Consider the following 24726-nt stretch of genomic DNA (forward strand, 5'->3'; position numbering starts at 1 on the left):
ATGTTTTAAAAAACTGATTCAAGAATAATCATTTGTCGAATTTAATTTTTAGATTTGTCTAAATTTAATTTTAAAAGAATGAAATATTTATTTTTGACAATATTAATATTAACTGCTAAAAACATTTACTCTCAAAATATTTCTGGAAAAGTAGAAACAGGAGTTCCTAATCTTCAAGAAATTAAAGTCTCTTTGTTAAATACCAACTTTAAAACTCAAACCGATTCTTTAGGAGTTTATCAATTTCAAAATGTTCCAAAAGGCTCTTATAGAATACAAGTAACCTCGACTGGATTCAAACCTGTAACCCAAAGGATTTTATTGGAAAATGAGAATTTGAATCTTGATTTTGAATTGCAGGAAGACAATAACGAATTGAACGAAGTCGTAGTTTCTGGAACTTTAAAACCTGTAAAAAGATTAGAAAGTGCCGTTCCTGTTGAGGTTTATTCACCAACCTTTTTCAAGAAAAATCCAACGCCAAGTATTTACGATGCACTTCAAAACATAAATGGCGTTCGTCCGCAGCTCAATTGCGGGGTTTGTAACACTGGAGATATTCACATAAACGGATTAGAAGGCCCGTACACTTTGGTTATGATCGACGGTATGCCAATTGTAAGCAGTCTTTCGACAGTTTACGGTTTGTCTGGAATTCCGAATTCTTTGGTGGAAAGAATCGAAATTGTAAAAGGCCCAGCTTCGTCACTTTACGGAAGTGAGGCCGTTGGCGGTTTGATTAATATTATTACTAAAAACCCAACGAATGCGCCGACATTTTCTGCCGATTATTTCACGACTTCTTATTTTGAAAGCAATCTCGATTTAGGCGCAAAGTTTAATGTAGGCAAGAAAGCAACTTCAATTGTTGGCGTAAATTATTTTAATTACGATCAGGTTATCGATAAAGACCATGATAATTTTACAGATGTCACGCTTTCTGAACGAATTTCGGTTTTTAATAAGTGGAGTTTTAAACGAAATTATAATCGCCTTTTTACGATTGCAGCGCGCGGAATGTACGAAGACCGCTGGGGTGGAGATGTTCGCTGGGAAAAGAAATATCGTGGCGGCGATGAAATCTATGGAGAAAGCATTTATACTAAAAGAGCAGAATTAATAGGAAGTTATCAATTGCCGTTTGAAGAAAAACTGATGCTTTCTTTTTCTGGAAATGTACATTATCAAGACAGCCGTTACGGGACAACATCGTATATCGCCAATCAGAAAATTGGATTTTTGCAATTGACTTGGGATAAAAAAATCGGAGCAAACGATCTTTTGGCCGGAATCGCAAGCCGATATACCTATTACGATGATAATACGCCGGCGACAAAAGAAGCTGAAAATACCTGGCTTCCGGGAATTTTTGTGCAGGACGAAATCACATTTTCTCCAAAAAGTCAGGTTTTGCTTGGAATGCGATATGATTACAATTCAATTCACGGATCGATTTTTACACCCAGATTTGCATATCGATTTAAAGCCAATGAAAATACCATTTTCCGCTTAAATGCTGGAACTGGATTCAGAGTTGTGAATTTATTTACCGAAGATCATGCGGCATTGACAGGTTCTAGAGATGTTATTATTGAAAGCGACTTGAAACCAGAGAAATCGGTAAACGTCAATTTAAATTATATCCAGAAAATCAATTTCGGAAACGGAACTTTTATGGGAATTGAAACTACGGCTTTCTACACGAGATTTAGCAATAAAATCATTTCTGATTATGAGACTAATCCAAACGAAATTATCTACAGCAATATTGATGGTTATGCGATAAGTCAAGGAATCAGCACGAATGTTGATCTTAATTTTCCGTCGGGATTAAAATTTATTGTTGGAGCAACGGTTTTAGACAATAAAAATGTGGAAAACGGAATTTCGGAAAGACCCTATTTAACGGAAAATTTCACAGGAACTTGGAGTATATCTTATAAAATCCAGCCTTGGGATTTGTCTTTAGATTATACCGGAAATGTTTACAGTCCGATGAAATTGCCTCTGTTGAGCGAAACTGATCCAAGAAGCCCAAAATCGCCTTGGTACAGTATTCAGAATATTCAGATTACATATTCAGGATGGAAAGATTTTGAAGTGTACGGCGGAGTTAAGAATCTGCTTAACTTTACACCAAAGCAAAATAATCCGTTTTTGATTTCGAGAACGAATGATCCTTTTGATAAAAATGTGCAGTATGATTCGGCTGGAAAAGTTTTGGTTACACCAGATAATCCGTACGGTTTGACATTTGATACGACTTATGTTTACGGGCAGAACCAGACGATTCGAGGTTTTTTGGGATTGCGATATACGTTTAGGTGATTTTTTGTTTGCCACAAATTGCACAAATTTTCACGAATTTTTTTGATGCTATTTGTCAGGCTGAGCGGAGTCGAAGCCCGCGGCCAATTGTAACGCCCTTCGACTCCGCTCAGGGTAACAAATGGCAATAAATAAAATCAATTTAATTCTTTTAATCTGTGAAAATCTGTGGCAAAAAAAATTAGCGGAAATTCGTGAAATTCGTGGCTAAAACAACAACAACAACACAAATGAAAAAGCTATTTCTACTTATTCTCTTCTTCGGAATAACTTCAACGGGATTCTGCCAATTAAAAAGCAGCACTTTTGAAGAAGTAGACAGCTTACAACAAATTCAAAAACGAAAAACCGTCATTTTCATCCATACCGATTGGTGCCAGTTTTGCCAGCGAATGAAAGCAACGACTTTCAAAAATCAAGAAATTATTGAAAAACTAAACGCTGATTTTTACTTTATTGATTTCAATGCAGAAGAAAAGCGAGAGATTACTTTTCAAAACCAAACATTTAAATTTCAGCCAACAGGAAATAATGTTGGTGTTCACGAACTGGCTTTGCAACTGGGAACTATCAATAACCAAATTACTTATCCGATTTTATGTGTTTTGAATGAGAAGAACGAGATTATCTTTCAATACAATTATTATCTCAGCCAAAAAGACTTTAAAGTTCTTTTGGAAAAATTGAAAGAATAAATTTTCTTATTTTTGAGAATGAATTCTTCGCAAATCCCACATTTCGACTACATTTTTACAGGAACTGGACTCGCATCTCTGATGACGGTTTATAAAATGATTTTGTCTGGAAAATTCGCAGATAAATCTATTTTACTTCTGGATAAAGATGCAAAGAAAACCAATGACAGAACTTGGTGTTTTTGGGAAAAAGAGGAAAGCATTTGGAATCCTATTATTTCTAAAAAATGGGATTCTGCACTTTTTGCCAATGCCGATTTTAATCGTGATTTGGCGTTGAAGCCTTACCAATACAATCAAATTCGCGGATTGGATTTCTACAATTTTGTTTTTGATGAAATTTCAAAACATCAAAATATTACTTTCTTAAACGAAAAAGTAACTGACATTAATGAACTGGAAACACATGTTTTCGTCGGAACAGAAGAAAACCGATACACTAGCGTTTATCTTTTCAATAGCATTTACACTAAGGCTTTCGCCGAAAGGCAAAACAAATATCCTGTTTTGCAGCAGCATTTTGTGGGCTGGTTTGTGAAAACGGAAAATGAAGTTTTCAATCCAGAACAAGTGACCTTCATGGATTTTTCGGTAGAACAAAGGGGAAATACAAGATTTATGTATGTTTTGCCCATTTCTAAAACAGAAGCTTTGGTTGAATATACTTTGTTTTCTGAAAAGCTTCTTCAAAAAGAAGAATACGAAAAGGAGATTGAAAGCTATCTGAAGAAATTAGGTGCTGGAAAATACGAAATTCTCGAAAAAGAGGAGGGAAGCATACCTATGACTTGTTATCCTTTTTGGGAAAAGAATACCAAACGCGTTTTGAATATTGGCACGGCGGGCGGATGGACAAAAGCGAGTACGGGTTATACTTTTAAAAACTCTGATAAAAAATCATCAGAGCTTGTGGCGTTTATTCAAAATACTTTGACCTCGCTCGGTATGACGACATTTCATAAAAAATCAAGATTTTGGTTTTACGATTTGCTCCTTTTGGATATTCTTCATCGAAATAACGAATTGGGAAGTTCGATTTTCTCTTCCTTATTTAAAAAAGGAAATCCGAAACTGATTTTTAAGTTTTTAGATGAAGAGACCACTTTTTTAGAAGATGTTAAAGTTATTTTAAAGTGTCCCAAAATTCCATTTATTAAAGCGTTATTTAGAGTGATTTTTCTTTCAAATAAATCTAACTAAAAACGTAACCATTGAAAAAAATTACTTTACTATTCAGTTTCTTTTTTACAATCTTTTTGTTCGGACAAGTTTCAACCAACAAAGCGCACGATGCCATTGTGGAAGAATTTTTGACTAATTGTGCCGAAAAACACAATTACATTATAGAAATGAGCGAATGGCAGGCTTGCCTGGATCAAGGTTTGCAGAAGGATAGTACCGTTGCTTACTTATGGCAGCAAAAAGCGATGCCGTATTTTAAATGCAAAAAGTATGAAGTCGGAATGCCATTTTTGGACAAGGCAGTACTTTATGACAAAGCAAGATGGCTTTCTTATCGCGCTTTTATGAAATGCATTTTTTCACATAGTTACAAAGACGCTATTGCTGATTTTGATGAAGCTATAAAATTGTATGGAAATAGCTATGTTATGGATCATTCTTTTAATTTTTATAAGGCACTCTGTTATCTTCAGTTAAATGAATATGAAAAAGCAGAAAAGCTTTTGGATGATTATGTGAGCGACATTTATAAAAACAGGCAGCAATTGGAACATCCGACGGCTTATTTTTATCAGGGAATCGCAAAGTATGAACTTAAAAAATGGGATGAGGCAATTGTTATTTTTGATAAAGCATTAAAAATATATCCAGAATTCTCAGATGCTAAATATTATAAAGCCGTTTGCTGGCTTAAACAAGGAAAACCTAGAGAAGAAGCTATTGCCTTGGTTGAAGTTGCAAGAGCAGATGCAGCAAAAGGATTTTCTATAAATGAAGATAATACGGTTTATGAAACGTATCCGTATCAAAAGAAATTTGGCAAATAGAATTTTATCATCGTCAAAAATAGTTGATAGCCCAAGTTATGGGGTTTATTATTGATAAGCTGAATAAAAAAAACACCTTATTTTTTTATTCTAACGACTTTTAGGGGTACTTATAGATTTACGCAACATTTAGATTTGTGCACTGTCAAAAGACATGATTTGTCTATTATGATAGACGATTAACGATGATGAATTTGTAAATGAATAAGAATGAGCAAGCTTCTAAAATTTGATGAAGAAACTGAAGTAGTTGGCGATATCTGCAAAGCTCTTGGTCATCCTACTAGAGTCCAGATTATGACACTTCTCTGGAAACGAGATAAAAGAACGTGTGGCGAAATTGTCGATTTAATTCCGCTGGCACAATCTACAATTTCAAAGCATTTATTGGAATTGAAAAAAGCAAATTTGGTTAGTATAAAAAACGTCGGTAAAAAAGTAATTTATTCGGTTGATATTAATAGTATAGAGATACTTAAGAAATATTTGACCCATTATCTTTCAACAATTGAAATTTCTGAAGAAAATAAAGAAACGGTTTTAACAACCAAACATAAGGTGAGAAACAGAAACAGTTATTTGAAGCAGTATAATTATCAGTTTACCCATAAAAAATCAAAACTGGAAACTTTGGATATGGCTGAAATTTGATTACTGATAAATAATTCATTCGATATAAAATTTCTTATCAAACTATAACAAAACTTTATACCTCAAATTAACTAGTTGCGAGTAATCTTTGTAACTTTGCAAATCAAAAGTAAAATTTAAAAACATAAAATATGTATCCACTAGACATGGTAAAACCAATGGAGGCTGAATTAACAGCTGCTGGTTTTCAAGATTTACATAGTGCTGAAGCTGTTGAGAATGCTATCAAAGCTGAAGGTACCACTTTAGTTGTTGTAAACTCTGTTTGCGGGTGCGCTGCTAGAAATGCACGTCCGGGAGCAAAAATGAGTTTAGAAGGCGCTAAAAAACCAGATCACTTAATTACTGTTTTTGCAGGTGTTGACAAAGAAGCTGTAGATGCTGCAAGACAGCACATGTTTCCTTTTCCTCCATCATCGCCATCTATGGCTTTGTTCAAAAACGGAGAATTGGTTCACATGTTAGAGCGTCACCACATTGAAGGACGTCCAGCTGAATTAATTGCTGAAAACTTGCAAGATGCGTTTAACGAGTTTTGTTAATTTTTTTAAGCTTCTAAGTTGCTGAGGTACTAAGGTACTAAGTTTTTTAGGGACAAAGATTCAAAGCGACATAGTTACAAAGATTTGAAAAGCACCTAATTTTAGGTGCTTTTTTTTAACTCTAAATAGAGATCTTGCATCTTTTCTTAAGCTCAGTAGCTTAGTACCTCAGCACCTTAGAAGCTTAGAGCCTCCATCCCCCGCCCAGTGCTTTATACAGCTCAACCATCGAACTTAGTTGTCTTTCAGATAATTGCGCTAGACTTAATTGTGCATTGAAAAGGTTGGTTTCTACATCTAAAACTTCTAAGTAAGAAACATAACCACTGTCATATCTTTCGCGAGATAGTTTGAAATTGATTAAAGCAGCTTGAACTTGTCTGTTGCGTGCTTTCCATTCTTCCTTATAGGTTTTAATATTTTGAATGGATTGTTCTACTTCGCCTACTGCGGTGATGTATGTTTTTTGATAACTTAATTTATCTTGTTCAGCAAGCTGTCTGTTGATTTCAACTCTTCTTTTGTTTTTTCCGAATGCAAAAATAGGTCCTGCGATTCCGCCAGATGCGTTTTGAATATAAGAACTTCCTTTAAAAAGGTTGCTTAAATCGGCACTTGCAAATCCGGCGATGGCTGCTAGATTAATAGAAGGAAAACGCATGGCTTGAGCAACTCCAATTCTTTCATTTGCCGCAACATATCTCAACTCGGCAGCTTTTACATCTGGTCTGTTTTCTAAAAGAGCAGAAGGAATCGATAAAGGAATTTGGCTGACAATCTGCAATTCAGTATTGCTTTTTCCTCTCGGGATTTGAGATGGAAGCTGACCAGTAAGCAATGCAATTGTGTTTTCTTGATAGGTTATTTGTCTTTGAATGTTAGGAATTGCGGCTTCGGCAATGGCAACCTGCTGTTCAATCTGTACTTTGTCAACTTCAGAAATGTAACCCTTCTCAAATCTCTCGCTTATGATTTTATAGTAGTTTTCTCTGGTTTCGAGTGTCTGTTTGGTTATTTCCAGCTGATCATCTAAATTTCGCATCTGAAAATAAGCAGTCGCAATATTAGCAACGATTTCAGATAATACTACTTTACGGGCTTCTTCGGTTGCAAGAAGTTCATTTTTAACAGCATTATTTTCATGGCGAAATTTTCCCCAAAAATCAAGTTCCCAAGACATGCTAGCGGTCGCCGTAGAAGGACTGATATATTTCTCATTGCTGTTGATTGTGGCGCCATATTGGACAGAAGGAAATAAATCTGCTTTTGTATAGCCTAACTCAGCACGAAGCTGATCAATTCGTGAAACGGCAATTTTAAGATCATAATTATTCTCGAGACCTTTTCGTATAAGATCTTTTAATACATCATCATTAAACAAATCAAACCATTTTACATTGGTTACCGAAGCGAGACTGTCTAAATTTCTTTCGTTTATATAAGAATCTGATTTCAGCTGTTCAGGTCTTTTGTATTTTGGTCCAACCATACATCCTGCGGGAAATAAGGAAAGAACCAATATAATAACGATTATTTTATATTTCTTACTCATGGTCTGTAGTGTTTGGTTCTACATTATTTTCTGATGCTGCGATTGTTTCATCTTTTTTCTTCCCGATGTTTTCAATCATAACAAATAGACCAGGTACAATTAATACACCTAATACTGTGGCGATTAACATACCGCTAAATACTGCCATTCCCATTACAATACGCGCTTGAGATCCTGCACCTGTAGCGGTTAGTAGCGGAACAACTCCAAGAATGAAAGCAAAAGCAGTCATCAAAATCGGACGGAAACGAAGTTTTGCAGCATACATCGCCGATTCGTAAAGAGGTTTTCCTCTCTCATATTCTTCCTTGGCAAATTCAACAATAAGAATAGCATTTTTAGCCACTAACCCGATAAGAAGAACGAATCCGATTTGCGCAAAAACGTTATTGACATAAGCATCACTTCCAAATCGCGCTAGAAAAAGTCCTAAAAGAGCTCCAAATACAGCGAATGGTGCTCCAAGAAGTACACTAAAGGGTAATTTCCAGCTTTCGTATTGTGCGGCTAGGATTAAGAATACAAAAACCAATGCCATAACAAAAACGGATGATCCGCCAGGCGAATGCTTTTCTTGATAGGAAAGGTTGATGTAATCGTAACTCATATCTGCAGGCAAGGTCTGTTTGGCCACTTCTTCTAATGCTGCTAAAGCTTGTGCACTACTATAGCCATCGTTTGGACTTCCTCCAATTTCGGCAGATCTAAATAAGTTTAAACGATTCGTAAAATCGGGTCCTGACACTTTGGTTGCCGTAACTAAAGTAGATACCGGAAGCATATCTCCGTTATTGTTTTTTACATAAATCAAGTTTAAATCTTCTGGTCTAACACGATTCGCAGCTTCTCCTTGTACGTAAACTTTGTATTGGCGTCCGAATCGGTTAAAATCATTTACATAACTTCCTCCCAAAAATGCTCCGAGCGCTTCGGTGACTTTAGAGACTGGAATTCCTAATTTCATTGCTTTATCGTTGTCGATATCCAATTTAATTTGCGGAGTTCCAGCATTAAAAGTGGTGTAAATTCGTTTTATTTCTGGGCGCTGCTGTGCCGCTGCGATAAAGTTCTGTGTTTGTTCGGCTAAATATTGCGGTGTGTTTCCTCCTCGGTCTTGCAGCATTAAACTAAAACCAGCTGACGCACCCAAACCTTGAATTGCAGGCGGACCGAATGAAAAGCAGGTTGCGGTTGTAATTTGAGTAGCCAGTTTTTTATTGAATCGGTCTACAAACTGCTTAGCCGTTTCTGCTCTTTCTTCCCAAGGTTTTAAAGAAATGAAGACAAAAGCATTATTAGGCTGATAGGAGTTAGTCAGCATACTAAATCCGTTTATTGTGGTGTAGGATAGAATAGATTTTTCTTCTTTAAGGAAACTGTCCACTTTTCTAGAAATTTCATCGGTACGCTGTAAGGACGATGCAGGAGGCAGAGCGATATTTACTAATACATAGCCTTGGTCTTCTTCTGGAATAAATCCTAACGGAATTTTTTTGCCTAAAAGAACAACTGCGGTTAATATAACTGCGAGTAAAACAATAATGCGAATAGCTTTTTTTGCAAAGAATGTTGCTCCGCCGATATATTTTCCTGTCACTTTTTCAAAAATTCTATTGAAGCCAGAAAAGAATTTGGCCAACCATCCTTTTTGCTGGTCAAGAGGTTTTGTGGGTTTTAAGAGCATGGCACAGAGCGCGGGACTTAAAGATAAAGCACTGAATGCCGAGAAGGCGACCGAGACGGCAATGGTTATGGCAAACTGCTGATAAAAACGTCCCGTAATTCCGGGTGTCATGGCAACAGGAATAAAAACAGCACATAGAATTAAAGCAATGGCAATTACAGGTCCAGAAACTTCTTTCATAGCTTGAATAGTTGCTTCTCGCGGATTTTTTCCATGTTCGATATGATGTATTACGGCTTCTACAACCACAATGGCATCATCGACCACAATTCCAATTGCCAATACTAATCCTAAAAGAGAAAGGGTATTGATTGAAAATCCTAACAGCGGGAAAACGGCTATGGTGCCTATCAGCGAAACTGGAACGGTAATTAAAGGAATTAATGTAGCGCGCCAGTTTTGAAGAAATATAAAAACCACTAAAATAACTAATAAAATGGCTTCGAAAAGGGTGTGAACAATATCATCGACTCCAGCAGTAATAGCAAGTGTTGTATCTAAAGATTCTTGGTATACAATGTCTTGCGGAAACTTTTCAGACATTTGTTTCATAGTGGCTTTGGCGGTTTCGGCTACATCAAGAGCGTTACTTCCAGGCATTTGATACAACGCCATAACAGCACTCGGTGAGCTGTTTCTTCTGGCGGTTGAGCTGTAATTTTCTGTTCCCAATTCAATACGCGAAATATCGGCCAATAAAACCTGAGCCCCATCTTCTTTACTTCGAACTACAATATTTCCAAATTCTTTTTCGGTGACTAATCGGTCTTGAAGCGTTACTCCGTAAGTGAATTCAGTATTAGGTGGTGCCGGCTCTGCTCCAAATTTTCCTCCCGGACTAATCATATTCTGAGCGTTCAGCGCATTTTTTACATCATCAACAGTTACGCCGAGTTTATTCATCATATCCGCTTTTAGCCAGATGCGCATGGCATAGTCGCTTCCTCCAAAAAGAGTTACTTCTCCAACTCCCTTTATACGGGCCAGCTGGTCGACAACATTAATGCTCGCATAGTTATTTAAAAACTTAGCATCATATTTCGGATTTGAAGATGTAATTGTAAATAGCATCATTGGGAACGATAAAGATTTTTTTACCACGACACCTTGCTGTTTTACACTCGAGGGCATAAACGGAGCAGATTGGTTTTGTCTGTTTTGGGTAAGCATGTTAGCATTATCCAGATTAGTTCCTACATCGAAAGTAACTTCAATGGTACAAGCGCCATCAGAAGTGTTGACAGATTTCATGTATAGCATATTTTCAACACCATTTACCTTTTGCTCAATAGGAGTGGCAACTGCTTGCTCAACATTCAGTGCATTTGCTCCTGTAAAAGAAGTAGTAATTTTTACAACAGGCGGATTAATATCTGGATATTGTGAAATAGGTGTTTTTTGCAGTGCCAGTAATCCAAGTATCACAATGATAATACTAATTACAATGGCAACAATCGGTCTTCGGACGAAAAATTCTCCCATAATAGTATGTGATTTAGATTACTTTGTAGTTACAGTTTCAGGATCGCCCAATTGCCATTGAACGATTTTAGGAGTAATGACACTTCCGTTTTTCAATAAAGAAGTACCTCCTATGGCTATCTTATCGCCAGGTTTTAGACCTTCTTCAATGATGTAACCATTTTTAACGGCGGGACCTGGTTTTACAATTTGCATTTGCACTTTATTATCATTGCCTACTACATAAACTTGATAAATACCCTGAACTTCTATGACGGCGCGTTGCGGAATTACAAGAGCTTCTTTGCGAACGTCTGTCAGCAGTGCCACTTTTACATATTGACCAGGACGAAGTAATTTATCTGGATTTGGAAAAGCGGCCTCAAAGGTAATTGCACCAGTAGAAGGATCGATCTGTCGGTCTGCAAAACTTATTTTTCCTGTTTGTGGATAGAGAGAACCGTCTGATAGCTTTATAGTAACAGTTGCAGCAGAACCTTTTAGGGAAGAGTTGGGTTTATTGAATTCTCTAAAGAGACGTAAAAATTCCTGTTCACTTATGGTGAATCGAACCCTGACATCTCCAAGATCCGAAATTGTGTTTAAAATAGAGGCTGGTCCCGGTCTTACATAATCGCCGACTCTTACTTTAGATATGCCGATTAATCCTGAAATTGGCGCTATGATTTGACAATAACCCAGTTCGATTTTTGCGTTTTGAACTGAAGCATCTGAAGCTTTAATTTGTGCTAACGAAGCATTATAAGCCGCTTTCGCCGAAATCAATTCACGCTGGCTAACTGCATTCATTTTGGCTAAGGGAGCGATCATGTCCAAATCTGATTTAGTTTTAGATAATCGTGCCTGTGATTCTGCCGCACCTCCTTGCGCTTCATTAAGTTTAGCCTTGTACGGTAAAGGGTCGATGGTGTAAAGTACCTGGCCTTTTTTAACAAAACTCCCTTCTTTGAAATTCATACTTTCAATGGTACCATCAACTCGTGGGTTAATCTGTATATCCGATTGACCAAAAGTCTGTCCAGTATATTCAGATTCTAATTTTACATCTTGCTGTAAAACCGAGGTGACTGAAATTTCTAACGGTTTGGGACTAGGCGGTGTTTCTTTTTTGCAAGAAAAAAATACAAAGCTTAGTAAAATTGCTGAGGAGTAGATTTTGTTCATTGTTAAAATTCTTTTAGGTGAAATTTATTGAATACAACTAATTAAAAATCAGTAAAGTGCAATAGCTAAGTTAGCGTTTTTTTAATTATATGAATATATATTGTCTATATTTTGTTAATTTCAGTTAAAAATTTATTTATCTGAATATCAGCTTGTAATATAAAATGGGATGAAATGATATTTAATCACGATGAACTGCGTTTTTGTAAGAATGATTTATTCGATGCGAATATATATTTAGCTTCTTCCATCATTGATGTTTTAAATCAAATCCATTTGTAGATAAAGGAGTTGGAGAATTTTAGAAGGCCAGTAATTTTATAATCTGATATTCCAAACCTGTTAAAAAAAACAGATAATTAGGTCAAGATCATTTTTAATCTCAAAATAAACCCTAAATTTGCCGCAGATTTTAAACAAAATCTAAAAAACATATATATTCTTAACTTAAAACTGTTTATAGCATGCAACTGTATAACACTTTAAGCGCAGAAGAAAGAGCCATCATGATCGATGATGCAGGTAAACAACGACTTACGTTGTCTTTCTATGCGTATGCCAAAATTCAAGATCCACAAAAATTTCGTAATGATTTATTCTTAGCCTGGAATGCACTCGATGCTTTAGGTAGAATTTACGTTGCCAGCGAAGGAATAAATGCTCAAATGAGTGTTCCTGCCGAAAATTTTGAAGCTTTTAGAGAAACTCTTGAAGCTTATGATTTCATGAAAGGCATACGATTGAATGTTGCTGTAGAACAAGACGATCATTCCTTTTTAAAATTGACTATCAAAGTTCGCCACAAAATCGTTGCCGACGGTTTAAACGACGACACTTTTGATGTTACTAATATAGGCGTTCACTTGAAAGCCAAAGAATTCAACGAAATCCTTGATGATCCAAATACAATTGTGGTTGATTTTAGAAATCACTACGAAAGTGAAGTTGGACATTTTAAAGGAGCTATTACTCCAGATGTTGAGACTTTTAGAGAAAGTTTGCCAATCATTAACGAACAGCTGAAAGATCATAAAGACGATAAAAACCTTGTAATGTATTGCACAGGCGGAATTCGTTGTGAAAAAGCGAGCGCATACTTCAAGCATCAAGGTTTTAAAAATGTTTACCAGTTAGAAGGCGGAATTATTAACTACGCTAAACAGTTGAAAGAGGAAGGTTTAGAAAGTAAATTCATTGGAAAAAACTTCGTATTTGATAATCGTCTCGGCGAAAGAATTACAGATGATATTATTTCGCAATGCCACCAATGCGGAAAACCTTGCGATAATCACACGAACTGTGAAAACGATGGTTGTCATTTATTGTTCATTCAATGCGATGACTGTAAAGCGGCAATGGAAAACTGCTGTTCTACCGAATGTTTAGAGATTATCCACATGCCTTTGGTTGACCAAGTTCGTTTAAGAACAGGAAAACAAGTAGGAAACAAAGTGTTCCGAAAAGGAAAATCTGAAAATCTGAAATTCAAACATTCAGGTGAATTGCCAGAAACGGCTTTGGCAACAGCTCAAAAGCCAGCTGATATCCGTCAGAAAATAAAAATCAAAAAAGTGTTACTTGGAAAAGCGGAACATTATTATGTGAAAGCGCAAGTGGCACAATTTACTATAGAAAACCACGAACTTAATGTGGGCGATAAAATCTTAATTTCTGGACCAACAACTGGAGACCAGGAAATGATTTTAGAAAAATTCATTGTAAACGGAGCAGAGACCACTACTGCTAAAATTGACGATAAGGTTACTTTTGAAGTTCCTTTTCGTGTTCGTTTGTCAGATAAATTGTATAAAATTGTAAATTAGCGTTTTTTAAACGTTAATTTACAATGTCACAACATTCCTTTACTAAGTTATGGGTGCACGCCATTTGGGCTGCAAAACACCGCCAAGAATTAATTGATTTTTCGATTGAAAAAAGAGTTCATGATTATATTCGAGATGAATTAATTGACCTTGGTTGTCCTGTTAGAATTATTAACGGAATGCCAGATCATGTGCATGTTTTATTTTTACTAAATCCGAAAAAGACTATTGCAGATGTCATTGGTCGAGTAAAAGGAGGTTCTTCTCATTCTATAAATGGAGAAAATCTGATTCTTGAAAAATTTGCTTGGCAAACGGGTTATGCCGCATTTGCTGTAAGCGAATCCCAGCTGGATGTTGTTTATAATTATATCAAAAATCAAAAAAAGCACCATCTTAAAATAGATGGGCAAAAGGAATTTGACGAATTTGTAAAACTGCATGGTTTTGAGAATAAAACCAATCCATAAACAAAAAATATCACAATCTAAATAAACATAGTCCATGGTTTCAACCGTGGGTACGCAATGTAAATCCTCAACGGTTCGCAAGCAATACGTTTCCCACGATTGAAACCGTGGGCAATATTTGAAAATCTATTCGTAAAGATTTGGAGCATAATTAATTTTATATTGAATTAAAAAAAACGGACAAAGAATCTAAAAACATAGCCCACGGTTTCAATCGTGGGTACTCAACGGTGCGTAAGCATTACGTTCCCCACGATTGAAACCGTGGGCTATGGTTGAAAAACTATTCGTAAAGATTTGGAGCATAATGAATTTTATGTTGAATTAAAAAGGCGGACAAAGAATCTAAAAACATAGCCCACGGTGGGTACGCAAAGATAATCCTCAACGGTACGCAAGCAATACGTTTCCCACGATTGAAACCGTGGGCAATGTTTGAAAATCTATGCGTAAAGATTTGGAGTATAATGGATTTTAGGTTGGATTAAAAAATCAAGACAAAGAATATAGAATCATTGCCCACGGTTTCAACCGTGGGTGCTCAAAGAAAATCCTCAACGGTATGCAAGCAATACGTTTCCCACGATTGAAACCGTGGGCAATGTTTGAAAAACTATTCGCAAAGATTTGGAGCATAATGGATTTTAGGTTGGATTAAAAAAGCGGACAAAGAATCTAAAAACCATAGCCCACGGTTTCAACCGTGGGTACACAAAGAAAGTCCTCAACGGTGCGTAAGCATTACGTTCCCCATGATTGAAACCGTGGGCTATGTTCGAAAATCTATGTGTAAAAAATTCTTTTGTTTATGTTTTAAAATTATACTACAAATAATATTTAAAACATAGACTATGATTTTAATCATAGTCTTGGAATGTATATTCCCATTATTTTGCAGCTTTTTTAATGATGGTTTAAAAAATCAAGATAAAGAATCTAAAATCATAGCCCAAGCTTTCAACCTTGGGTACACAATACAAATCAAAATGACAACAACAAACAAAATCGAACTCATGGCTCCAGCAGGAAGCTTTGACTCACTGCAAGCAGCACTTGACAATGGCTGTGATTCTGTATATTTTGGAGTTGAACAGCTTAACATGCGTGCGCGTTCGACGGTGAATTTTACAATTGAAGATTTAAAAGAAATTGCGAATCGCTGTGAAGCAAAAAATGTTCGAAGCTATTTGACTTTGAACACAATTATTTACGATCATGATTTATCGGTAGTAAAAACACTTTTGAATAAGGCCAAAGAAGCCAATATTACTGCTGTAATCGCTTCTGACCAGGCTGTAATTGCGATGGCGAGGTCTATTGCAATGGAAGTGCATATTTCTACACAGCTGAATGTAACTAATATCGAAACGATTAAATTCTACAGTTTGTTTGCTGATACCATGGTTTTAAGCCGTGAATTAAGTTTACGCCAAGTAAAGAAAATTACGGAACAGATTGAAAAAGAGCAGATCAAAGGTCCGAACGGGAATTTAGTCGAAATTGAAATTTTTGGCCATGGCGCTTTATGCATGGCCGTTTCAGGGAAATGTTATTTGAGTCTTCATTCGCATAATTCCTCGGCCAATCGCGGTGCCTGCAAACAAAATTGCCGAAAAAAATATACCGTTATCGATCAGGAAACAGGTTTTGAAATAGAATTGGATAATGAATATATGATGTCACCTAAAGATTTATGTACAATTGATTTCTTAGATCAAGTGATTGATTCCGGAATTCAGGTTTTAAAAATCGAAGGACGCGGCCGTGCGCCAGAGTATGTGGCAACCGTTATTAAAACCTATCGAGAAGCAATTGACGCCTATTATGAAGGCACTTTCACCAAAGAAAAAACCGCAGTTTGGATGGAAGCGCTAAATACCGTTTACAATCGTGGTTTCTGGTCCGGATATTATCTAGGGCAAGAACTAGGTGAGTGGAGCGATATTCCAGGATCGGCAGCGACTCAGAAAAAAGTTTATGTGGGGAAAGGAATGCATTATTTTCCAAAAGCTGAGGTTGGGCAATTCAAAATTGAAGCTTATGATATTAAAATTGGAGATAAAATTTTGGTAACAGGTCCAAGTACAGGTGCTCAAGAAATGATTATCAACGAAATGTTTGTAAATGATATTGCAGGAGAAAAAGCAACAAAAGGAGACGATTGCAGTTTAAAACTTCCTTTCAGAATCAGAATGTCGGACAAATTATATAAAATTGTTGACGCATAATGGTTATCATCACTTTACAAAGAGACAAATGCATTGGCTGTAATTATTGCGTTGAAATGGATCCTGTACATTTCCAAATGTCAAAAAAAGATGGAAAGTCGGTTTTGCTTCATTCTCAGAATGCAAAAGGCTTTTTTACTTTAAAATCGCCAAATCATGCGATTGTAGAAAGCTGTGAGTTGGCGGCGAAAGCTTGTCCAGTTAAAATTATTACAGTTAAGGAAACTTAGAAATAAAAGAAAAACCCTATTTTGTATGGTAGCAAAATAGGGTTTTTGATTTTTCAAGAACAGCTAATTCTTTAAATTCCAATTTTAGCATTGATATTATGCTTATCTACATAAGCCTGTGCCACAGTCATCAATTTGGTGAACTTTGCATCTATTTCGCTTTGAGTTGAAGCATCAAAATCGGCAATTGCTTTTTGTATTTGTTCAGGAGAAGCTTTTTCGTCTTTCAATTTAGCAATAGGTAAGTAGCCTTCTTTTTGTTTTGCAATCGCATAAGAAAACAAGTCTTTAGATGCTTGAAGAAGTTCTTTGTTGTCGTCATCTTCTGGTATATCTTTAATAGTTTGAAAACGTGTTTCTAAATTGGAGATATCATATTTGAAAGCATCCTGATAAGAAGAAGGAACCATCTTTTTTTGAGTTTCATCATAAACCTGTGCTTCTGATTGCAGTTTTTCATTGATTTCTTTACTTCCAAAACGCGATAGCAAATTTGAATTTAAAGCTGCTATTTCAAAAGTCTTTTCTGGTGAAAGGTTGTTGCAAGAAGTAGCAATCAAACTTGCGGTGATTAATAGTAAAAATAGAGTTGTGGTATTTAAGATTTTTTTCATTTTTAAATTTATTATTATTTATCCTTTTAAGATTTTACTTTTCTCCATATCAAATTCTTCCAAAGTCAAAATGCCAGCATCCAGAAGTTCTTTTAAATCCAATAACGCTTTCTTTTTTGCTTCCATAGAATTTCCTGAATCTGTTGGCTGAGGTTCACTTTTCTGAATTGGTGTTACAACTGTGCCCGAAGGAGCATATTTTAGAATCAATTCGGTAATCTCATTGAAACCTTTTACATTCGAATAATCAATTGCTTTCTGCTCTTTTACGTTTACGATAGAAGCATCGGCTTTGTTGTCCAATAAATATTTTACGACATCTTTTCTTCCGTTGGCTGCGCTGTAATGCAAAGGCGTGTTTCCAGATTCATCTTGAATATTAATATTTGCTCCGGCTTCAATAAGTAATTTTACCATACTTAAATTTCCTTTTTTTGTTGCTACATGCAAAAGACTTTCTCCGCCGTAGTTATACGTACTGTTTAGCGTAAAACTGGATTCGTTGCTAAGGCTAGAAGCGCTGACAATCCAGTCCAAATAATCATTCATCGACGAAGTATCACCCGCTACAGGTTTACTGTAATTAACGTCAACTCCATTTTCTAAAAACAAAGCCACAATCTCCTTTTGGTTATTCGCGCAAGCGTACCAAATTGGAGAATATCCATTATTGTTTGAAGTAAATACATTGGCACCTCTTTCGACCAATAATTTAGCCAGCATTCGGTTGGTTTCGTAACAAGCAATCAAAAGTGCATTTTCACCAGCATGATTTACGTGATTTACATCGGCGCCATTATCCAAAAGTAAGGTCACCATCGGGATCGATTTAGTATAACAAGCATACAATAAAGGCGTATTTCCTTGTTTATCGGTCACATTAATATCGGCTCCTTTATCTAAAAGCAACTGAATAATTTCTCTGTTTAGTTTTGCCGAAGCTAATATTAAAGGAGTTTCTCCATTGTTATTCAGTAAATTAACATCGATTCCGGCTTCAAGCAACTTTGTTGCAATTTCGATTTGAGCCGTTTGAACGACCAAATGCAACAGACTATTTCCGTATTTATCGTTTTTAGTAATTTCTGCACCATTTTCTAAAAGATACAACGCCGTTTGTTTCTGTTTTTGAAGACAGGCAAAGTACAAAGGCGTTTCACCTTGATGATCTTCATAATTGATATCGGCTCCATCTTCGGTTAATATTTTAACGATATCTAAATATCCTCTGTGTGCTGCGTAGTGAAGTGCGGTTCTTCCTTTTTCATCGGTATATTTTACATCAACTTCTTTATTTTGAAGCAGTAATTCGGCTATTTTTCTGTTGCCGTTTTCACAGGCAACTATAAATGACATTGACATGTTTGTATTTTTTAATGATTATTTATTGTTTCATCAAAAGCTCGACTGTTTTGATTTTCAGATTATCTTTAGAGGCAAGCATTAAAGCCGTTTCGTCTTTATCGTTGGTGATTTCTTTATCAGCGCCATTTTCAAGAAGCAATTTTACTTTTCGGTAGGTTTCCTTTGCCATTTCAGCATCATAATTGATATTGTACTCGCAGACTTTATGCAAAATAGTATTTCCATGATTGTCTTGTTCGTTAACATCAACGGATTCGCTGTCCAAAACTGACTTTAAAATGCCTGATTTCTTTTCGACAATAAAATCAAATCCCGATTTCGGATTTCCATAATATTCAGCGCAGTGATTTAAATCGGCTCCATCCGATAACAATCTTTGCAACGAATTCAGATCATATTCAGAATCAGACATCATTCGGATGAACTCTGTAAGCAAAGTTTTTCCATTTTTATTGATACTATTGAAATTGGCTGACGATGATTCTGCTAAAAGTTCGTACATCGGAATAGAGAATTGTTCCGCCGCAGCGTAATAAAAAGCATTGTTTTCCTGATTGTCGGTTTCATTCGGGTCTGCTCCATTTTCTAATAAAAATGGCAAAATGTCTTTTCGATTTCTCTTAACCGCACATATTAACGGAGTAGTTCCGACAATGTTTTTCTCGTTGATGTCAACTCCGTTATCAATCAAAATGGTAATATATTCTTTTACTTTTTCGACATCTAAGCCGTAAGTATTCAAAATAGTATAAATAAAATTTTCCCCTGCATTGTTCTTATACTGTGTGTTAGCCCCAAAATCATCAACTAAAACTTTAACTGTTTTTGGCGAAATACCTTTTTCAAGAAAATAGCCTATTAAAGTTTTATCGCTAATTTCGTCATTGATATTATCCATCTTCGACATCAATTCTTTGAAGAAAGCAATGGATTCTTCATCATCTTTCAAATACAAAGTCAGCGGTTTAAAAATCGATTGGTCAAAACTGTCGAGTTCATAAATATCCGTTTCGATAAAGCCAGCTTTTATCAGTTTTTCTATGAAATCAACTTCTTTGGCTTCAATAATTTTTGCTGCTATTTGAGAAAAATTGTTTTTCAGATATTGTTCATTAAATTTTTCTCCGTTATTTAGGCATTCTCTGGCCTCGTCAAATTTTCCCTGAAAAAGGAAACTTTCAATCTGGTTTTGTGTTTGCATTTGAAATATATTTAAAATAAGATAATTTTTGATTATTGTTTGGCTGAATCCATTGGCTTCGCAAAGGGTGCTGTAAGATAAAACATAAAAATCGGAAATATATTTTAGGATAAAAAGTTAAAAAGACCAGTAGCGATTTAAAACAGTCAGAAAACCGAATTTTGAGAAAATTTTATTGATTAGTGAGAATAAACTTAAGTTTTTTGAAGGATTTGATTTGTAAAGCGTTTCAAATTTTATTTAACAAACCATTAGTTTTAATCGATAAAAAGCAAAATAAAAAAAATACTATCTTTACCGATCGAACGTTTATGAACTTAAGCTGCATTCTGGCAGCACTACATATATAATTATGGCATGTACAAGTTGTTCAACCTCAGATGGTGGCGCACCAAAAGGTTGTAAAAATAATGGGACTTGCGGCACCGATAGCTGCAATAAATTGACGGTTTTTGACTGGCTTTCTAACATGAGTCCGTCTAATGGAGAGGCGATTTTTGATTGTGTTGAGGTTCGTTTTAAGAACGGACGTAAGGAATTTTTTAGAAATTCAGAAAAATTAAATTTAAGTATTGGTGATATTGTAGCAACTGTTGCATCACCAGGACATGATATTGGAATTGTGACTCTTACTGGAGAGTTAGTAAAGATTCAAATGAAGAAAAAAGGGGTGAATTACGAAAGTAATGACGTTCCAAAAATTTACAGAAAAGCATCTCAAAAAGATATCGATATCTGGTCTGTGGCCCGTGATCGTGAGGAACCAATGAAAGTTCGTGCGCGTGAATTGGCGATTCAGCATAAATTGGAAATGAAAATTTCGGATATCGAATTTCAAGGTGACGGATCTAAAGCAACTTTTTACTACACAGCAAATGATCGTGTCGATTTTAGAATGCTGATTAAGGATTTTGCTAAAGAATTCAGCACCAGAGTTGAAATGAAACAAGTGGGTTTCCGTCAGGAAGCGGCTCGTTTGGGTGGGGTTGGTTCTTGCGGACGTGAACTTTGCTGTTCGACTTGGCTAACCGATTTTAGAAGCGTTAATACTTCTGCGGCACGTTATCAACAGTTATCATTGAATCCGCAGAAATTAGCGGGACAATGCGGAAAATTAAAATGCTGTCTGAACTATGAGTTAGACACTTACATGGACGCTTTAAAAGATTTTCCAGATTATGATACCAAACTGATCACCGAAAAAGGCGATGCAGTTTGTCAGAAACAGGATATTTTTAAAGGATTAATGTGGTTTGCTTACACGAATAACTTCGCTAACTGGCATGTTTTAAAAATCGATCAGGTTAAAGAAATTATTGCCGAAAATAAGCAGAAAAATAAAGTTTCTTCTTTAGAAGATTTTGCTGTTGAGGTAGTTGCAGAACCAGAAAAAGACTTCAATAATGCAATGGGTCAAGAAAGTTTAACTCGTTTTGACCAGCCAAAAAGAAAGAAAAAACCAAATCGCAAGCGTAAGCCAAATGCAGAGGCGGCTGGTGTTGCAACTCCAGTAAAACCGCAGCAGGATAAGAATGTAAACAGCGTTAAACCAGCAGGAAATAATAACAATCCGAACAATGGTAATGCGAATAATGGCAATCCAAATAAGCCGAACAATCCAAATAAGCCAAATCATAAGAAAAAGCCTAATTCGAATAAAAACAATCCGAATAAGCAAAATTCAAATGAAAATAAACCTGCTGAACCTAGAAAACCAATAACGAATACTAAAAATGAGAATAAAAAATAGCGGAATTCTTCTTTTGGCAGCAATACTTCTTTTTTCTTGCGATAAAAAAAGAGTATTTGATGAGTATAAATCTGTTGGAAGTGCTTGGCACAAAGACAGTATTATAAGCTTCGATCTGCCGGTTTTAGATTCTACGAAAAAATACAATCTTTTTGTAAACATACGAGACAACGACAATTATCCGTTTAATAATTTGTTTTTGATTGTTGCTATTGAAACGCCAAGCGGATTTACAAAAGTAGATACATTAGAATACCAAATGGCAGAGCCAGACGGGACATTGCTAGGAAACGGTTTTTCTGATATAAAAGAAAGCAAGCTTTATTACAAAGAAGATGTAAAGTTTACAGGAAAGTACAAAGTTCACATCAAACAGGCTGTGAGACAGTCGGGTAAAATTCCAGGTGTTGAAGCTTTACAAGGAATTACAGACGTAGGTTTTAGAATAGAACAAAAAGATTAGATAAATAATTATGGCTGCTAAAAAAAACAATCAATCCAATAGCGTTAAGGATATTAATTATTACAAAAAGAAATTCTGGAGAATATTTGCCTATTTTCTAGTAGGAATTTTGGCTTTCTTTTTATTTGCTTCATGGGGACTTTTTGGTTCTATGCCTTCATTTGAAGATTTAGAAAATCCAGACTCAAATCTTGCTACAGAAATTATCTCTTCTGATGGAGTTGTAATTGGTAAGTATTTTAAAACCAACAGATCACAGCTTAAATATTCTGATTTGCCTAAAAATTTAGTTGAGGCGCTTGTTGCAACTGAGGATGCACGTTTTTACGAACATTCAGGAATTGACGGACGCGGAACTTTAAGAGCTGTTTTTAGTCTTGGAACAAATGGTGGAGCAAGTACATTGACACAGCAATTAGCTAAACAATTGTTTCATGGCGAAGGGTCTAAATTCCTTCCTTTCAGGATTGTACAGAAAATAAAAGAATGGATTATTGCTATTCGTTTGGAAAGGCAATATACCAAAAATGAAATCTTAGCAATGTACTGCAACGTTTATGATTTCGGAAATTATTCTGTTGGGGTAAGTTCTGCGGCACAAACGTATTTTTCTAAAGAACCAAAAGATTTGACAGTTGACGAATCGGCTATTTTGGTTGGAATGTTTAAAAACTCAGGGTTATACAATCCAGTAAGAAATCCAGAAGGAGTAAAAAATCGCCGTAATGTGGTTTTGTCTCAAATGGCAAAAGCAAAAATGATTTCTGAAGCTGAAAAAGAAAGACTTCAGAAATTACCGATTACGTTGAAGTTTAAGCTGGAAAGCCACCGTGAAGGTATGGCAACTTATTTTAGAGAATATCTTCGTGATTACATGAAAAAATGGGTAGCAGATAACAAAAAACCAGATGGTTCTGATTACGATATTTATAAAGATGGTCTAAAGATCTACACTACAATCGATTCAAGAATGCAGGGTTATGCTGAAGAAGCAGTTGCTGCACACATGAAAAATTTGCAGGAACAGTTTTTTATTGAAATGAAAACCAATAAAAATGCGCCTTTCGTAAATATTACACAGCAAGAAACAGACCGCATCATGATGCAAGCGATGAAAAATTCAGTTCGTTGGGCTCAGATGAAAGAAATGGATAAAAGCGAAGATGATATCATTGCTTCATTCAAAGTAAAAACAAAAATGCGCGTCTTTACTTGGAAAGGAGAACGAGATACGGTAATGACACCTTTAGATTCTATTCGTTATTACAAACACTTTTTACAATCTGGTTTAATGGCAATGGAGCCTCAGACCGGAGCAATTAAAGCTTGGGTTGGAGGAATCAATTACAAATACTTCCAATACGACCACGTAGGTCAAGGAGCTAGACAAGTAGGTTCTACTTTTAAACCTTTCGTTTACGCAACTGCGATTGAAGAATTAAACATGTCTCCTTGCGATTCTATTCTAGACGGACCTTTTATGATTCATAAAGGACGCCATCACGTTACAGAAGACTGGGAACCAAGAAACTCCAACCATACTTACCGCGGAATGGTAACTTTAAAACAAGCTTTGGCTGGTTCGATCAATACCGTTTCGGCTAAATTGATTGACAGAACAGGTCCAGAAGCTGTTGTTGAATTGACTAAGAAATTAGGAGTAAAAACAGAAATTCCAGTTCAGCCTTCTATTGCTTTAGGAGCGGTAGATATTACAGTTGAAGACATGGTTGCGGCGTATAGCACATTTGCCAATCAAGGAGTTTATGTAAAACCACAGTTTTTAAGCCGAATTGAGAACAAAAGTGGAGAAGTTATCTATGAGCCAATTCCGGAATCTCATGACGTTTTAAATAAAGATATTGCCTTTGCGGTAATCAAATTGCTTCAAGGGGTAACAGAAAGTGGTTCTGGATCACGTTTACGTACCGAAGGCGGTGGTAGCGGAGATAACCGTTGGACAGGGTATCCATACATGTTTAGAAATCCGATTGCTGGTAAAACAGGAACAACACAAAATCAGTCTGATGGTTGGTTTATGGGAATGGTTCCGAATTTAGTAACTGGAGTTTGGGTTGGATGTGAAGACCGTTCGGCTCGTTTCAAAAGTTTGACTTACGGTCAAGGAGCAACTGCAGCACTTCCAGTTTGGGGTTATTTCATGAAATTGTGTTATGCAGATAAAGATCTTCAGGTTTCTAAAGCAGAATTTGAGCGTCCGGCAAATCTTTCTATTAAAGTAGATTGCTATCAAAGGCCAGCTGTGGTAAAAGATACTACACAAACCGAACAAAATACAGACGAGTTCGAGTTGTAAGTCTCGATAAAATTTTACCGCAAAGAGCGCTAAGATATATGCAAAGTCCGCAAAGTTTAATTTAAACTTTGCGGACTTTTTTGTTTAGAAATAGATTTTATCAAAAAAGAGCGCAAAGATTTACACAAAGAACAATAACACAAAGCTTTGCGAACTTT

At 35.9% G+C, this 24726-nt stretch carries 19 protein-coding genes; 13 read left to right on the top strand and 6 right to left on the bottom strand.

Going from position 1 to position 24726, the window contains the following annotated elements; genetic code table 11:
* Positions 1–78 precede the first annotated feature (78 nt).
* The 6 genes from ACWA1F_RS03800 (at position 79) to ACWA1F_RS03825 (ending at position 6225) form a co-directional block, all read left to right on the top strand.
* Positions 79–2328 (top strand): TonB-dependent receptor, encoded by a 2250-nt coding sequence (locus ACWA1F_RS03800; RefSeq protein WP_456891714.1) that lies wholly within the window; start codon positions 79–81, stop codon positions 2326–2328.
* A 230-nt stretch (positions 2329–2558) separates the two neighbouring features.
* On the top strand, positions 2559–3023 hold the full coding sequence (locus ACWA1F_RS03805; protein ID WP_456891716.1) for a thioredoxin family protein: 465 nt from the start codon (positions 2559–2561) through the stop codon (positions 3021–3023).
* 18 nt (positions 3024–3041) lie between these two features.
* Positions 3042–4223: a lycopene cyclase family protein gene (locus tag ACWA1F_RS03810; RefSeq protein ID WP_456891718.1), complete on the top strand. Its 1182-nt coding sequence runs from the start codon at positions 3042–3044 to the stop codon at positions 4221–4223.
* Between the two features lie 11 nt (positions 4224–4234).
* Positions 4235–5032: a tetratricopeptide repeat protein gene (locus ACWA1F_RS03815; RefSeq protein ID WP_456891720.1), complete on the top strand. Its 798-nt coding sequence runs from the start codon at positions 4235–4237 to the stop codon at positions 5030–5032.
* Positions 5033–5242: 210 nt separating this feature from the next.
* Entirely contained in the window at positions 5243–5683 is a 441-nt protein-coding gene (locus tag ACWA1F_RS03820) for an ArsR/SmtB family transcription factor (protein ID WP_306153862.1), read from the top strand.
* A 131-nt stretch (positions 5684–5814) separates the two neighbouring features.
* Positions 5815–6225 carry a BrxA/BrxB family bacilliredoxin gene (locus ACWA1F_RS03825; RefSeq protein WP_179003802.1) on the top strand — a complete coding sequence of 137 codons (411 nt, stop codon included), beginning with the start codon at positions 5815–5817 and terminating at the stop codon, positions 6223–6225.
* Between the two features lie 184 nt (positions 6226–6409).
* Here ACWA1F_RS03825 and ACWA1F_RS03830 read toward each other — a convergent pair whose 3' ends face one another.
* The 3 genes from ACWA1F_RS03830 to ACWA1F_RS03840 are packed head-to-tail and all read right to left on the bottom strand — an operon-like array spanning position 6410 to position 12107.
* Positions 6410–7777, bottom strand: a complete 1368-nt coding sequence (locus tag ACWA1F_RS03830; protein ID WP_456891722.1) for an efflux transporter outer membrane subunit — start codon at positions 7775–7777, stop codon at positions 6410–6412.
* Positions 7770–10943 carry an efflux RND transporter permease subunit gene (locus tag ACWA1F_RS03835; RefSeq protein WP_456891724.1) on the bottom strand — a complete coding sequence of 1058 codons (3174 nt, stop codon included), beginning with the start codon at positions 10941–10943 and terminating at the stop codon, positions 7770–7772. The genes ACWA1F_RS03830 and ACWA1F_RS03835 overlap by 8 nt, the downstream gene beginning before the upstream one ends.
* Before the next feature lie 18 nt (positions 10944–10961).
* Positions 10962–12107 (bottom strand): efflux RND transporter periplasmic adaptor subunit, encoded by a 1146-nt coding sequence (locus ACWA1F_RS03840; RefSeq protein ID WP_456891726.1) that lies wholly within the window; start codon positions 12105–12107, stop codon positions 10962–10964.
* 464 nt (positions 12108–12571) lie between these two features.
* On the opposite strand from ACWA1F_RS03840, the gene trhO reads away from it, so the two are divergent.
* The 4 genes from trhO (at position 12572) to ACWA1F_RS03860 (ending at position 16858) form a co-directional block, all read left to right on the top strand.
* On the top strand, positions 12572–13930 hold the full coding sequence (trhO, locus tag ACWA1F_RS03845; protein ID WP_456891728.1) for an oxygen-dependent tRNA uridine(34) hydroxylase TrhO: 1359 nt from the start codon (positions 12572–12574) through the stop codon (positions 13928–13930).
* Positions 13931–13953: 23 nt separating this feature from the next.
* Positions 13954–14400: an IS200/IS605 family transposase gene (gene tnpA / locus ACWA1F_RS03850; RefSeq protein ID WP_456891730.1), complete on the top strand. Its 447-nt coding sequence runs from the start codon at positions 13954–13956 to the stop codon at positions 14398–14400.
* A gap of 986 nt (positions 14401–15386) precedes the next feature.
* Entirely contained in the window at positions 15387–16628 is a 1242-nt protein-coding gene (locus ACWA1F_RS03855) for a peptidase U32 family protein (protein ID WP_456891822.1), read from the top strand.
* Positions 16628–16858, top strand: a complete 231-nt coding sequence (locus ACWA1F_RS03860; RefSeq protein ID WP_039118414.1) for a ferredoxin — start codon at positions 16628–16630, stop codon at positions 16856–16858. The genes ACWA1F_RS03855 and ACWA1F_RS03860 overlap by 1 nt, the downstream gene beginning before the upstream one ends.
* Before the next feature lie 71 nt (positions 16859–16929).
* Here ACWA1F_RS03860 and ACWA1F_RS03865 read toward each other — a convergent pair whose 3' ends face one another.
* Genes ACWA1F_RS03865 through ACWA1F_RS03875 form a run of 3 tightly spaced genes read right to left on the bottom strand, consistent with a single transcriptional unit; the run spans position 16930 to position 20038 of the window.
* Positions 16930–17472, bottom strand: a complete 543-nt coding sequence (locus tag ACWA1F_RS03865) for a hypothetical protein (RefSeq protein WP_456891732.1) — start codon at positions 17470–17472, stop codon at positions 16930–16932.
* A gap of 18 nt (positions 17473–17490) precedes the next feature.
* Positions 17491–18828, bottom strand: coding sequence for an ankyrin repeat domain-containing protein (locus tag ACWA1F_RS03870; RefSeq protein WP_456891734.1), 1338 nt, complete (start codon positions 18826–18828; stop codon positions 17491–17493).
* A gap of 28 nt (positions 18829–18856) precedes the next feature.
* On the bottom strand, positions 18857–20038 hold the full coding sequence (locus ACWA1F_RS03875) for an ankyrin repeat domain-containing protein (protein ID WP_456891736.1): 1182 nt from the start codon (positions 20036–20038) through the stop codon (positions 18857–18859).
* 352 nt (positions 20039–20390) lie between these two features.
* On the opposite strand from ACWA1F_RS03875, the gene ACWA1F_RS03880 reads away from it, so the two are divergent.
* Genes ACWA1F_RS03880 through ACWA1F_RS03890 form a run of 3 tightly spaced genes read left to right on the top strand, consistent with a single transcriptional unit; the run spans position 20391 to position 24568 of the window.
* Positions 20391–21788: a PSP1 domain-containing protein gene (locus ACWA1F_RS03880; protein ID WP_456891738.1), complete on the top strand. Its 1398-nt coding sequence runs from the start codon at positions 20391–20393 to the stop codon at positions 21786–21788.
* A complete protein-coding gene (locus ACWA1F_RS03885) occupies positions 21772–22251 on the top strand; it encodes a gliding motility lipoprotein GldH (protein WP_125718313.1) in 480 nt (159 codons plus the stop codon). The genes ACWA1F_RS03880 and ACWA1F_RS03885 overlap by 17 nt, the downstream gene beginning before the upstream one ends.
* 10 nt (positions 22252–22261) lie before the next feature.
* On the top strand, positions 22262–24568 hold the full coding sequence (locus ACWA1F_RS03890) for a penicillin-binding protein 1A (protein WP_456891741.1): 2307 nt from the start codon (positions 22262–22264) through the stop codon (positions 24566–24568).
* The last annotated feature ends 158 nt before the right edge of the window (positions 24569–24726 follow it).

The sequence above is a fragment of the Flavobacterium erigeronis genome (assembly GCF_054075165.1).

What these genes read in the sequence shown, in the direction of transcription:
- ACWA1F_RS03800 (WP_456891714.1), top strand. Translation starts at nt 79, where the DNA reads ATGAAATATTTATTTTTGACAATATTAATATTAACTGCTAAAAACATT.
- ACWA1F_RS03805 (WP_456891716.1), top strand. Translation starts at nt 2,559, where the DNA reads ATGAAAAAGCTATTTCTACTTATTCTCTTCTTCGGAATAACTTCAACG.
- ACWA1F_RS03810 (WP_456891718.1), top strand. Translation starts at nt 3,042, where the DNA reads ATGAATTCTTCGCAAATCCCACATTTCGACTACATTTTTACAGGAACT.
- ACWA1F_RS03820 (WP_306153862.1), top strand. Translation starts at nt 5,243, where the DNA reads ATGAGCAAGCTTCTAAAATTTGATGAAGAAACTGAAGTAGTTGGCGAT.
- ACWA1F_RS03825 (WP_179003802.1), top strand. Translation starts at nt 5,815, where the DNA reads ATGTATCCACTAGACATGGTAAAACCAATGGAGGCTGAATTAACAGCT.
- ACWA1F_RS03830 (WP_456891722.1), bottom strand. Translation starts at nt 7,777, where the DNA reads ATGAGTAAGAAATATAAAATAATCGTTATTATATTGGTTCTTTCCTTA.
- ACWA1F_RS03835 (WP_456891724.1), bottom strand. Translation starts at nt 10,943, where the DNA reads ATGGGAGAATTTTTCGTCCGAAGACCGATTGTTGCCATTGTAATTAGT.
- ACWA1F_RS03840 (WP_456891726.1), bottom strand. Translation starts at nt 12,107, where the DNA reads ATGAACAAAATCTACTCCTCAGCAATTTTACTAAGCTTTGTATTTTTT.
- trhO (WP_456891728.1), top strand. Translation starts at nt 12,572, where the DNA reads ATGCAACTGTATAACACTTTAAGCGCAGAAGAAAGAGCCATCATGATC.
- tnpA (WP_456891730.1), top strand. Translation starts at nt 13,954, where the DNA reads ATGTCACAACATTCCTTTACTAAGTTATGGGTGCACGCCATTTGGGCT.
- ACWA1F_RS03855 (WP_456891822.1), top strand. Translation starts at nt 15,387, where the DNA reads ATGACAACAACAAACAAAATCGAACTCATGGCTCCAGCAGGAAGCTTT.
- ACWA1F_RS03860 (WP_039118414.1), top strand. Translation starts at nt 16,628, where the DNA reads ATGGTTATCATCACTTTACAAAGAGACAAATGCATTGGCTGTAATTAT.
- ACWA1F_RS03865 (WP_456891732.1), bottom strand. Translation starts at nt 17,472, where the DNA reads ATGAAAAAAATCTTAAATACCACAACTCTATTTTTACTATTAATCACC.
- ACWA1F_RS03870 (WP_456891734.1), bottom strand. Translation starts at nt 18,828, where the DNA reads ATGTCATTTATAGTTGCCTGTGAAAACGGCAACAGAAAAATAGCCGAA.
- ACWA1F_RS03875 (WP_456891736.1), bottom strand. Translation starts at nt 20,038, where the DNA reads ATGCAAACACAAAACCAGATTGAAAGTTTCCTTTTTCAGGGAAAATTT.
- ACWA1F_RS03880 (WP_456891738.1), top strand. Translation starts at nt 20,391, where the DNA reads ATGGCATGTACAAGTTGTTCAACCTCAGATGGTGGCGCACCAAAAGGT.
- ACWA1F_RS03885 (WP_125718313.1), top strand. Translation starts at nt 21,772, where the DNA reads ATGAGAATAAAAAATAGCGGAATTCTTCTTTTGGCAGCAATACTTCTT.
- ACWA1F_RS03890 (WP_456891741.1), top strand. Translation starts at nt 22,262, where the DNA reads ATGGCTGCTAAAAAAAACAATCAATCCAATAGCGTTAAGGATATTAAT.